Source organism: Corynebacterium sp. Marseille-Q2823 (assembly GCF_903645345.1).
In the GTDB taxonomy this organism is placed as follows: Bacteria; Actinomycetota; Actinomycetes; order Mycobacteriales; family Mycobacteriaceae; genus Corynebacterium; species Corynebacterium hiratae.
Window position 1 is genome coordinate 119,183 of the sequence record NZ_CAHJXS010000010.1, and the last position, 11,742, is coordinate 130,924.

11 protein-coding genes and 1 pseudogene are annotated in these 11,742 nt (G+C 60.3%); 7 read left to right on the forward strand and 5 right to left on the reverse strand.

Going from position 1 to position 11,742, the window contains the following annotated elements; translation table 11 throughout:
* Positions 1–21 precede the first annotated feature (21 nt).
* From HWX44_RS11320 to HWX44_RS11330, 3 genes are all read left to right on the forward strand, one after another.
* Positions 22–708, forward strand: a complete 687-nt coding sequence (locus HWX44_RS11320; RefSeq protein WP_175974717.1) for a DUF4232 domain-containing protein — start codon at positions 22–24, stop codon at positions 706–708.
* A gap of 184 nt (positions 709–892) precedes the next feature.
* On the forward strand, positions 893–1,447 hold the full coding sequence (locus HWX44_RS11325) for a hypothetical protein (protein WP_175974719.1): 555 nt from the start codon (positions 893–895) through the stop codon (positions 1,445–1,447).
* Between the two features lie 95 nt (positions 1,448–1,542).
* Positions 1,543–1,851 carry a hypothetical protein gene (locus tag HWX44_RS11330; RefSeq protein WP_158397660.1) on the forward strand — a complete coding sequence of 103 codons (309 nt, stop codon included), beginning with the start codon at positions 1,543–1,545 and terminating at the stop codon, positions 1,849–1,851.
* A 7-nt stretch (positions 1,852–1,858) separates the two neighbouring features.
* On the opposite strand, the gene HWX44_RS11335 is transcribed toward HWX44_RS11330, so the two are convergent.
* Entirely contained in the window at positions 1,859–3,064 is a 1,206-nt protein-coding gene (locus HWX44_RS11335) for a DUF418 domain-containing protein (RefSeq protein ID WP_230308994.1), read from the reverse strand.
* 59 nt (positions 3,065–3,123) lie between these two features.
* On the opposite strand from HWX44_RS11335, the gene HWX44_RS11340 reads away from it, so the two are divergent.
* Positions 3,124–3,573 (forward strand): DUF1990 family protein, encoded by a 450-nt coding sequence (locus tag HWX44_RS11340; protein WP_010189130.1) that lies wholly within the window; start codon positions 3,124–3,126, stop codon positions 3,571–3,573.
* Positions 3,574–3,587: 14 nt separating this feature from the next.
* Here the strand turns inward: HWX44_RS11340 and HWX44_RS11345 are convergent, their stop codons facing one another.
* Positions 3,588–4,487: a YwqG family protein gene (locus HWX44_RS11345; RefSeq protein ID WP_368302373.1), complete on the reverse strand. Its 900-nt coding sequence runs from the start codon at positions 4,485–4,487 to the stop codon at positions 3,588–3,590.
* Positions 4,488–4,803: 316 nt separating this feature from the next.
* On the opposite strand from HWX44_RS11345, the gene HWX44_RS11350 reads away from it, so the two are divergent.
* A complete protein-coding gene (locus HWX44_RS11350; protein ID WP_254868205.1) occupies positions 4,804–6,630 on the forward strand; it encodes a vWA domain-containing protein in 1,827 nt (608 codons plus the stop codon).
* A gap of 323 nt (positions 6,631–6,953) precedes the next feature.
* Here HWX44_RS11350 and HWX44_RS11355 read toward each other — a convergent pair whose 3' ends face one another.
* Positions 6,954–7,145: a hypothetical protein gene (locus tag HWX44_RS11355; protein ID WP_175974723.1), complete on the reverse strand. Its 192-nt coding sequence runs from the start codon at positions 7,143–7,145 to the stop codon at positions 6,954–6,956.
* 205 nt (positions 7,146–7,350) lie between these two features.
* On the opposite strand from HWX44_RS11355, the pseudogene HWX44_RS11360 reads away from it, so the two are divergent.
* Positions 7,351–8,666: pseudogene (locus HWX44_RS11360) on the forward strand (ISL3 family transposase).
* On the opposite strand, the gene merB reads toward HWX44_RS11360, so the two are convergent.
* On the reverse strand, positions 8,653–9,195 hold the full coding sequence (gene merB, locus HWX44_RS11365) for an organomercurial lyase (RefSeq protein WP_254868211.1): 543 nt from the start codon (positions 9,193–9,195) through the stop codon (positions 8,653–8,655). The pseudogene HWX44_RS11360 and the gene merB overlap by 14 nt on opposite strands.
* Positions 9,196–9,302: 107 nt before the next feature.
* Complete coding sequence (merA, locus tag HWX44_RS11370) at positions 9,303–10,727, reverse strand: mercury(II) reductase (protein ID WP_046648249.1); 1,425 nt, start codon at positions 10,725–10,727, stop codon at positions 9,303–9,305.
* 108 nt (positions 10,728–10,835) lie between these two features.
* Between merA and HWX44_RS11375 the strand changes: the two genes are divergently transcribed.
* The gene (locus tag HWX44_RS11375; RefSeq protein WP_175974725.1) at positions 10,836–11,225 is read left to right on the forward strand and encodes a heavy metal-responsive transcriptional regulator; all 390 of its coding nucleotides are present in this window, start codon (positions 10,836–10,838) and stop codon (positions 11,223–11,225) included.
* Positions 11,226–11,742 lie beyond the last annotated feature (517 nt).

Below are 11,742 nucleotides of genomic sequence, written 5' to 3' on the forward strand. Positions count from 1 at the left end.
CCAAGCTTTAGACTCCACCCCATGACTACGCAGCGACTACTCCCCGTTCTCGCCGCCGGTTCTCTTGCCCTTGCGCTGGCCGGCTGCGCCACCGATGACAGCACCGACGCCACGCTTTCCGACGTCTCCCCTACAACCACCCAGGCCGCCGACGCCGAATCCGGTGCTCCAGCACCCGCGGCTCCGCAATCGTCCGCGGTCGATGCTCCGGCTCCAGAGGACTCCCAGCCTGCGGCAGGCGACGACGCTGAATCGACTCAGAACACCGACCCGGCCGCAGCTGGCAACGAATCCTGCGCAACGGCCCAGCTCGATATCGGCCTAGCCAACGAGCAAGGCGCGGCCGGTTCACTTTTAGCGGACATCACCTTCACCAATACGTCTTCCGAGCCCTGCACCTTGCACGGCTTCCCCGGTGTTTCCGCCGTCGCCAACGACGACGGCACCCAGCTTGGCGCTGCCGCCGTGCGCGAAACCGGCAAGGAAGCAACAACCGTCACGCTTCAGCCCGGCCAGGCGGCCCGCGCGGGCCTCAAGATGACCAACGTTGGCGTCCTCGACCCCGCTTCCTGCCAGCCCCAGACAGCCGACGGCTTGCGTGTGTACCCACCCGGCGAAACCGCCAGCGCTTTCATCCGCGCCGAAGGCCTCGAAGGCTGCGCGGGCGATGCGAATTACCTTTCCATCCAGCCCGTCGCCGCCGCCTAAAGCCCACCCCCGGGGGGATTCGAAAATAGACCTTTCAACGTAACTGGCCGCAAATCATGAAACTCACGCCCCCCAGGTAACAAGCCTTAAAGTTGATCCCCCAAGCTATTGCACAGCAATCACACAGGGGGCATTATAAATCTGCCACATACTGGCAAATTCTCTTCTCTCTCAAGGAGCTGTCATGCCCAACCTCAATCGGATGATCCAGGCCTTGCCGCAACTTGTTGCTGCAATCATCGCAATCAGTACTCTCATCACTGGTGCCGCTTCCACACTAGGAAGCTCGAAGCCAAGCACCCCACCCGCAACGGAGCAGCGAATCGGGGACGAGTTCATCGACCCAGATTTCTTCCTCGGTGGCTATAAGGTTGATTTTGTCAAATCAATCACTGTCGCTGGAAAACCAATCCAAGGCAACGCGGCTCGTGCAACCGCAAATGCAAACGGCGATGCATCTGTCGCCCGCGATTTTCTAGATAGGCACAACTACAAGACACTGACCTTCAACGCCGCCTGGGACGAAAACGTCAAGCGCGACCCATCAGCACAACAGGCTGTGATCAAGGTCTACCTTGGCAGAGCCGAGAACGAGTATGCAAAGACCTACGTTGTTAGGCCTGGCGAAAGCATCAGTGCCGGCCCGATTAATATCAGCGGTCTCGAGTACGTCAGTATCCGAATCGTTTCCCCAGGTTCCAAGGGTGTTTCGATCTACAACGCACGCCTCCACCGCTAGCCGCTCAATTCCCCGGTGACCCAGAACTAGTTGGTTCTGGGTCTTCTCTCTTTCCAGCACAACGTAACCGGTATCAGCGGTCTACACTCGCGGCCATGGAATCAAAGACGCTGACATCGCTGGTGTTTGGGAATGTTGTGCTGGAATCGCAGTTGACGAAGACGATTATCGTCGTTTATTCGGACGACATGCGGTCGTGGTACTTCCGTCCCAGTCCCTATACGGAACTCAAGGTGCCGCTCGACGAACTGCAGGGGAAGCTGAGCAGAGAACGCGCGGAGCTTATCTCAGAGCGCATTTTTGATAACGTCAAGCTGGAGCTCGAGGAGAGCTACCCCGGAGGCGTCGACCGCGCCCAAAAGGAGCTCTGCGGTTGGCTCCTGTGTGAGGAATCAGCCGCTTAAACCAACATCAGGCCGGTGTACGTGCTGATTTAGGCTCGATGCGGCCCGTTGGACCGTACGCCAGCCGGCGATGCGCCCACTCGAACGGGCCAGGTTTGCCCCAAGCCTCAAGCAGAGCAGCGAGAAGCAGCGTCAGGACAAAGACCAGCAGACCGATACCAAGCTTGCCGCTCACCGAAGCATCCGCACCGAGCCCGAAGCCAGCTGGGGTAACCAGAATGATGAAGAAGACCGACTGCGCAATGTAGCCCGACATCGAGCGCTTGCCCAGCGCCACGAAAGCATAGGCCCACCCGGGGACCCGGTTGTCGAGTCTCTCCGTGAGCAGTGCCAATACCGCCAGAATGCCAGGACCAGTAAGAAAGCCACAAGCCTGGTTCAGCATGAAGAACACTGGTTCCAGTTCGATTGGTAAAACGCCAGCGGCAGTAAGACCCCACGGAAGCCCCACAAAGACGATAACCGCGCCTGCAATGACAACCCAGGTGATGAGAGTGCGGCGGTGTGCAGAAACGTTGGCCAGCACGCCCTCCCGCGCCCAGATGTACCCGATGAGCAAAGCGCCTACTAGCCCCACGAAGACGATGGGGACCTGCCCCAAGGCAGCAACCTCACCGCGCAGGTTGCGGGCGAAATAGTCGCCGAATGTGACAAGTTCACCGGTCATCGGCCGCGAACTGGGCAGAGGATTGAAGTAACCAAAATAGGCTCCCAATGCACCCGAACCGGCGAAAGCCGCATAGCCGCCAAAGAACCAGTAGGCAATGCGCCGCAGAGTGCGCGTCGAGAGCGTAAAACACCACGCCAGAGCGATGCCCATGAGGCCATAGACCAGCATGATGTCGCCGTCGAAAAGCACGAAGCCATGCGCCAGACCAAAGACCGCCAGCAGGCCGTAGCGGCGGATGAGTACGCGCCGTGATTCTGTAGTGGTGTAGCCCTTGCGCTGCAGGCTCGCAGCAATGAGACCAATGCCGAATCCCAGCAGCATGCAGAACATGGGCAGGCCTCGCACACGTACAAACATGCCGGTGAACACCGCGGAGAAAATGTCTAAAGTGCTGCTGGGGCGCACACCACCCACGGTGGAGCTGGGCCCCAAGGACCACTCGTTCACAACCCAGCTCTGCACGGCGTTCGCCATGGCAATCCCCAACAGCGCCGTGCCGCGCGCTAAATCGGGAACGATAAGGCGTTGCTGTTTCTCCTGCATACACCCTATTTTACTCTTCTCAAGCATCATCTAAAGGCCGTTTGACTAGGCTAAGCCCCATGCCTGAGCCACTGTCCTATTCCTCCGCTGAGGGCTTCCCGCAGCTACACATGTCCCGTGTCATAGACGCCGATTTCGATATTGCCGCAGACAAACTGTTCCGCTGGGGCCTGCAGCGCAGCGGTCTTTTTCGGGTTCGCCCGAGCCACGCCACGGTGGAAGAAGGCGCGGAGGTCGGCCTCGGGTTGGGGCCGTGGGAGTTTCGCTGCCGAGTGGTGGATGTGTTCCACGAGGAGGGACGCTGCGGTTTTACCTACGGCACCCTACCCGGCCATATCGAGCGCGGCGAGGAAACCTTTACGCTGGAGCGCCTGCGGGATGGGCGCACGCTGCTGCTTGTCGACGCCTCCTCCCAGCCCGCCCACCTAACCTTCCTGCGCCCGCTGCTCGATATTCCCCGGCGCGCACTGATCCGGTGGTTTTATCTGCGGGCGCTGGATGAGCGATAGGGATGGCAGCCGCTTTAGCCGCAGTCCCAGTCGAAGAGAACCTTGTCGAAGTTACGTGCGGCGAGATCCTCGGGGTGGATGTAGAAGTTTCCGATTCCTCCATCACCCCATTCGAATGTGCCACCATTATCCACCGTCGCGAGTGCGATGTGTTCATCGCTAATAGGAAGTTTGCTGGGGTTCCAGTAGGTAGCGTAGCCGCCGAGGCGAACCTCGCACTGCCCGTCCTCGAGGTTTACGCGCTCCTCTGATTCCTCAGCGGTGGGATCAACGCTGAACCCCTCGGCTTCAACGCGGGCCACAATCTCATCGAACATTTCCTTCTGGCCGGCCTTAGTGTCGCCGGGGAGCTTGGTCGCCTCGATTGTGGTTTCCCCGTCGATAACGCGCCGCGTGATAATGTCCCAGCCGTATGTGTGAACATCCACCAGGTCCTCGCCGCGCCGCAGGAGAGCCCTAAGGTCGTTGTTCCAAAAGGCGGTGCGGCCGAACTCGTGCGCGTTTTCGGTAACGCTCAGCTCGCTCAGCTTCCCGTCGATAGTCGTAGCCTCCAGCGGTTCCTCCGCTGGGTGCTCTCCTGAATCCTCTACTTCCTCCGGCACCTCGCCTACGTGTGGGGCGGACAGATCTTCGAGGTATCGGGCGAAGGGCGTGGAAGTGCGTTCACCTGTCGCCACATACTTGTTACAGAGTTCCATTCCCCATCCGTACTCACCGGGTACGAAAAGCTGAAGGAGGCCGGAGGTAGGGAAACCGGGAAGCGGTTCAAACTCAGCGAAATTGAACTGGGCAATAAAGAACATGGGCTCGTCGTCGTACTCGGGGTACGGCGCGTGCTCTGGCAGGTACGGGGTTCCGCACAGCTTGGAGGTGGTAGGCGAATCTGGGCGGGAGCTTTCCGCAAAGTCGACGATCGGGCGCGTGGGGACACTGTCGAAGGATTACTTCAGGGCATAAAAGTCATCTTCTGCTGTCATGGGGGCGATTTTAAAGAAGAATCATGCAGGTAGCTCGGGGGATATTCCCCACCGCCTTTTCGAAGGCAAGCGGCACGCAGGCGTTCAATGTAGCTTGGCTCACATGGAAAACACGTCACGCTTCTCTCTAACGCCCCTGTTAACGGCGTTGATCGCTGTTCTTGGAACAACCGCTCTTGCCGTTGTATCAGGTCTCTTTCCAGTAGCCTCTGCTGAAGAAGAGACGAATGCCCCCAGTTCCTCTTCCAGCACCATGGCTCCGACCATGGTGGTCTTCGATTCCTCCGGTTCCATGATCACCAACGATGCCGGCGGCCAGACCCGCATTGATGCCGCCAAAGATGCCGCCCGCACCTTCATCACGGAGGCTGGTGACGACGCCCCTCTGGGGCTTGTCACCTACGGCGGCAACACCGGCGAGGCCCCCGAAGATGAGGCAGCTGGTTGCCAGGACATCACCGTGGTCACACCACCCGAGGCCGGCAACTCTGAGAAGATGATCGCCCACATGGACGGCCTGCAACCGCGCGGCTTTACGCCCATCGGCGAGTCCCTGCGCAAGGCCGCGGCTGAACTCCCAAAGGAAGGCCAGCGCAGCATCATCTTGGTTTCTGACGGCGTTGCCACGTGTACCCCGCCACCAGTCTGCGATGTAGCGAAGGAACTGAAGGAACAGGGCATCGACCTAGTCATCAACACCGTCGGCTTCAACGTTGAGCCCGAGGCTCAGCAGGAACTGCAGTGCATTGCCGACGCCACCGGCGGCACCTACGCCAACGCCTCCGACGCCGATAGCTTGGCCAAGGAGCTGAACCGTGCGGCCCCGCGCACCTTCAACGCCTACGAGTCCAACCTAGAGGAGATCGAAGGCGGCGAAACCGAAGGTTCCCCGGCCAAGGTAGGCCGTGACGTAGAGGCCTTTTCCACCACCCTTCCACCGACGGAAGGTAAAGGGCACTCCGCTGAATCCACCACCTACTTCACCACCCCCATTGCTGAAGGCGAGCACGTGGTGATTAGCGCCAACACGACACAAAAGCCGAGTATTAATAACTTCCGAAAAGGTGGATCACACCATTTAGGTGTTGACTCAGTCGAGCTATCCTGCGAGCTCGACACCGCTACCGCTAATGACCTCGGCCCGAACCAATACCAAACAGCGACCCTGTATAGCACCCAGGGCGGAGAAGAAGGATGCGATTCCGATGAACTCGCCTTCACTATCGAGCGGGCAGGCGACTGGAAGCAGGATGAAGAGCTCAGCACAGAAGTGACCATCACCCGCTTTGGTGAGCCGGACATGGAGGGCCAACCGGACCCGGCCGAGGAAAAGACCCCTGTAGACCCAGTCACGGTGTCCGGTGACCCCGCCGAGGTTACCCCCGGAACGTGGTTCACCAACGCTGCTGAGCTCACCCCACAGCAGCCTGTGCGCGCACAGATTGTGCCTGGTGAAACGCACTTTTATCGCATTTCTGCCGAACACGGGCAACAGGTTGCCGGCACGGTCTCCATGGTCGAAGAGGCCGATGACTTTGACAACAACGGGCCGGGTGACTCCCTCGTTCTTACCGGCTACAACGAAGCACGCGCAAAAATTGATCTGGAGGGTTCCCGCGCCGTCGTAATTAAAGACGGCACAATCGATTTCAGTTACCCCGCGCCCATCCTCTTTGCCAACCGCTATGGCGGCTCGCACAACGATGGTGCGGGAGGTCTAGGAATTGAAAAGGTATGGCAGGGCGGCGAGCAATATATCGCTGTCAACTACGAGCAGCTCCTCACCGACCAGGAAATTGATGAAAATACGCAGCTTCCCGTGCTGACCTATGACCTCGTTGCAGACGCCGTGGGCGATCCCGTTCCGGAGCCAACCTTCGCGCCAATCAAACACGAGACCGAGAAGCCCTCTGCGCCAGCGGAAAAGGAAGATCAAGAAGACACGGAGAACCGCGCGCAAGACAACGATGACTCATCACTCTTCTCCGGCTTCCCCTTCCTCTTGGTAGGGCTCGGCCTTCTGGTCCTTTTCGGCCTCGTCATCGCTCTGGTTGTTGTCATCAGGAGCCTCAACCGCTAGCCACGCTCGCGACGAATGTCGTTCACGGTAAATAGTGCCCCGAATCTGCAAGGCCAAAGATTTCGGGGCTTATTTACGGTGAAAGTCGGGCCGAGCCCTCGAGTCGGCATTTCGGGCTTAAGGCCGGCCTGGTGAGGGCGAAAACGAAGAAGCCCACCAGCCAAAGTGACTGGTGGGCTTGGAAGTTGGTAGCGGGGGCCGGATTCGAACCGACGACCTCTGGGTTATCGGATTACATTCGAGCCTAACAGGCGTCATTCGATTCTGACCATGCTGTTTAGAGGCATTTTCGATCATTTAGAACCATTTAGAATCATCCAGAATCATCCCTCTAGTGCACCATCTAGTGCACCACCTTCAAGTGCCGACTGCATGGCCGAAACGTCGGTAAGGTCCATGTAGTTTCGGGCGTTCATGGCCTCAGTGTGACCAAAGAATGCGCTGCGAATCTCGGCGGGAACTCCGCGAGCGATTGCTCGGTTGTTGAGTACCGTGCGCCAGGCGTGTGATCTCATAGAAGAAACAACCTCATCTTCCAGTTGAACGCCAATGTCCTTATAGAGCGCCGCACATGCCTTAACGGGCTCTTCCGGTTTTGGGGTGCGTAGCGGGGTGAGGTAGAACATGACGGGTTCAGCGGGTCACCACAACATGTAGGGGTCCCTGGTGTGAAGATGAAAGTTCCTACACAACCATCTAAACCCACCAGGAACCCGTACTGTGAAGCCTACTGGAAACCTCGTCGCCGACACCATCTGCCGTACCGCGGAAATCGGACTTGCCATCACCGGTGCCGCTGATGCCGGACCACTGACCATCATTGAAGCCACGCCAGTAGCCGTTATCGGCGCGTGCCCGGACTGCGGACAGTCAGGAAAGTTACGCGACCACATCACCCGTCGACTCGTCGATCTTCCCGTCGTCGGATTCCCCACCAGGCTGCACATAAAAGTCCCCAGGTTCCGGTGCACAGCCGCCTCATGTAAGAGAAAGATCTTCCAAGAATCTTTAACCTGCGCGGATGACGGCGCCAAGCTCACTGACCGGGTCACCCGCTGGATCTTGCAACGCCTTGCTATTGACCGGATGAGTGTGTCGGCTACCGCCAAAGCACTCGGTGTGGGCTGGGACCTGGTCAACCAGGTCGCACTAGATGCCTGCCGCCAGCTTGTCTACGGCGACCCCTGTCACCTAGACGGGGTTCGCGTCCTCGGAGTCGATGAACATGTATGGAAACACACCAGAAAACCAGGCCAGGCATCAAACCTGGTGACCATACTCGTTGACCTCACCCCGCTGGTGGACGGGCGTGGGCCTGCTCGTTTGTTAGACATGCGACCGGGCAGGTCCGCAGACGTGCTGAAGCGGGTGGCTTAAAGAGCGCGACCCCAGCTTCCGGGAGCAGATACAGGTGGTGACAATGGATGGGTTCACCGGATATGCCACCGCAGTCGAGGAGCAACTACCACAAGCTGACAAAGTCATGGACCCTTTCCATGTGGTGCATCTAGCAGCCGACAAACTCACCAGTTGCCGACAAAGACTCCAACGCGAGACCACCGGGCGCCGCGGACGCAAAGATGACCCGCTGTACAAGCATCGGCGCACCCTGTTGACCAGGACGAACTATCTCACCGAGCGGCAAAAGCACCGCTTAGAAATGTTGTGGGCCACCGATGACGACTACGTGGCCCTAGAAGTAACGTGGCTGCTCTACCAAGACATGATCGCAGCGTACGCGCATCCGAAGAAATCGGAAGGCAAAAAGCTCATGGAACGCATCATCCACACCCTACGTAAAGGATTACCACAAGGCCTAGAAGAGCTCGCCCAACTAGGACGCACCCTGTGGCGAAGGCGCAAAGACGCCACTCGCCTACTTTGATATCGGCGCATCCAACGGCCCCGTCGAGGCAATCAACGGCAGACTCGAACACCTACGCGGCATCGCCCTAGGATTCAAAAACCTCAACCACTACATCTTGCGATGCCTAATCCACTCCGGACAGCTACAGGACAAAATCAACGCACTCTAAAACCGGAAGGGCCCCTTAACGGCGTTGTCCGTCCGCCAGTGCAAGTGCACATCCCCCCCGGCGCCGGGATAAGCGGATCACCGGGACCAATTGTTTCGATTCGCTCTCGCCAGAACTTTTCGCACCGAGCGTCCAGCATTGGCACCGTGCCCGGGTGGCTGGTGATGGACACGACGGCGGTGGCCGGCTGCACGGAGGTCACCGTGCCGTCCGCGCCCGTCATCACCCGGATGAGGGTCCCGCTACCCCGGGAGGTCGACTCAATGGTTGCGGCCTTCCCGATCAGGGCCGGGAAGAAGAGGGTGTCCAGGGCGCACCAGGTGTAGAGCTGTTCCCCGGCCAGGATGAAGCGATGCGGGGTGGGCCGCATCGTCAGGGCCAGGCCGATGATGCGGCCCTCGTCGTCGTACTCGGTGTCCGGGACGGCGGCCAGTCCCTGCCGGACCGTGTCTTCGCTCCGGCCACTGGCGGTGGCCAGTTCGGCGACCGTGACGGGCTCGCCCTCGGCCAGGAGCCGCAGCAGCGGCACGAACAATTCCGGGTCTATTCCGGAGCGCGCGGGGGACAACAGATAGGTGAGGGCCTGGTCGGTGGCGGTCAGGGCATTCCTTTGCTTCGGTAGTGGGGGCTTGGAGCTCAGGCGCAGCAGGAGAGCTCGGAGACGTCGGTGGTGAAGGCCTTGGCGGCGATCCTGATGCCCTCGGCCATCGTCAGGTAGGGGCTCCAGGCGGCGGCGACCTGCGCGGTGGTCATGCCCGCTTCGAGGATGTAGACGCCGGCGGCGGCGATTTCCCCGGCGTCCTTGGCCACCGCGGAGAGGCCCAGGATCCGTCCGGTGTCGCGGTCCGCGACAACCTTGATGAAGCCGCGGGTGTCGCGGTTGACCACGGCTCGCGGCACGTACTCCAGGGGGAGGACCCGGCACTCGCAGCTGATCCCCGCGGCGACAGCTTCCTTTTCCGTCATCCCGACCGCCCCGATGGCGGGACTGGTGAAGGTGACCCGGGGCAGGTGCCGGTAGTCGACCTCGGCCAGGGCATCGGTGAACGCATTGTCCACGGCCAAGGCGCCGTGGGCCGCTGCGACGTAAACGAACTCCCGATGGCCGGTCGCGTCCCCGGCGGCCCAAACCCGCGGGTTGGACGTGGCCAGGCGGGAATCGACCACGATCTCGCCGGATGCGCCGGTCTTCACCCCGACGGCGTCAAGGTCCAGTCCCTCGGTCACCGGGCGGCGGCCCAGTGCCACGAGGATGCGGGAAGCGCGGAACACCTCCTCGCCCCCGGCCACGTTTGCCGTCACCGAGACCCCGTCCGGGCCGGAGGCCACGGAGTCGGCCATGGCCCGCCGGACCACCCGGATCCCCTCGTCGGCGAACACCCCCGCCAACGCCTTGGATGCCTCCGGTTCCTCCTGCGAGGCCAACCGGGAACGGACCAGCATGGTCACCCGGGAGCCCAGCCGGGAGAAAAGCTGTGCCATCTCCAGGGCAACATAGCCTCCGCCCAGGATCAGCATTGATTCGGGCACCTCGTCCAGTTCCATCGCCGTCGTCGAGGTCAGGTACCCGGCCTCGGCCAGTCCGGGAACGGGCGGCACGTAGGGTGCGGAGCCAGTGGCCACGAGGTAGTGCCCGGCCTCGATCGTTCTCACTGCACCATCCGGGGAGATCACCCGGAGCAGCGGTGCGTCCTGGGTTCCGGTGAACGACGCGTCCCCCGAGATCATCGTCCACCCGTAGTCCGCGGCCAGATCGACGTACTTCTCCGTGCGCATACTTTCAACCAGCGCGGCCTTGCCCTGAATCAGGGCCGGCATGTCCACCGGGCCCGCCGAGGCCGCCACCCCAGGGAAGCGGGCCGAATCCAACGCCACGTGGCGGGCCTCCGCGGCAGCCAGGAGCGCCTTCGACGGGACGCAGCCCGTGTTCACGCATGTCCCGCCCACGGTGCCGCGCTCCACCATCACGACGCGCTTGCCCAGTCCGGTGGCCCGGATCGCGGCCGCAAACGCTCCGCCGCCGGAACCAATAATCGCCAGATCGAACTTTTCGTTTGTCATTCCAGATGTCTCTTCCCTGTGGTTCAAAAGTTCCTATGGAACCATTGTGAACCTTCCAGTACAATGGAAGGTCAAGTGTGGTGGCCATTGGAAGGGGAATCGGCGAACATGAGGATCGGACAGCTTGCGGAAGCAACCGGAACCACGACCAAGACCCTGCGGTTCTACGAGGAGTCGGGGCTGCTCCCTCCGGCCGAGCGATTGACCTCCGGCTATCGGGACTACGCCGAGGATGCCGTGGGTCGGGTCGGGTTCATCCACCGGGGCCAGGCCGCCGGGCTGACCCTCGCCCAGATCCGCCAGATCCTCGACATCCGCGACGGCGGCCAGGCGCCCTGCGAGCACGTGCGCGACCTGCTTGACGTGCGCCTCGCTGAGATCGAGCAGCAGATCGCGCAGCTCTCCGTGCTGCGCGACACTATCGCGGACCTCAGACAGGACGCCGCACACCCGGGCCCTGAAACGTGCAGCGCCGATCAAGTGTGTAGGTACTTGTAATCCAATTGGGCACACCTCCTTAGCAACCACGCTATGCGAGAGTTGCAGCTCGACGAGAGCCAGGATGGCAGGATTAACCGCCAGGAGCTATCTATAAATAGGGACTATTTCTTACCTGGAAGTAACATTTTGGCGGTTGAGGATAATACCTTTGGTGCATTTTGAGCCAAAAGCTTCTTGGCCTCTGGACTGACAGTTGCCACAACCACAGCACTCGCAACCAAAACTGAGCCTATAAGAATTGTTTCTTTACTTACCTGCAGTGATTGCAGATTAAATCCCACCGCAACGCCCGCAGGGCTCTAAAACGGTTAGAAAAACTCATCCACGCAGAACAACTATTTGCCTTTCTTACCCCGCCTGAAGGTGTCACCCAGGATTCAAAAGCCACTGTCAGATGCGAGTTTTTGGTACCGGTGTTCTGGGGACTCGGTACTGCCGTGTTCCGGGTAGTTGGTACCGGGCCGAGGGGTGCGTCGGCCCGGACGGGCTACAATTTCAGGGTGGAATCACAGCT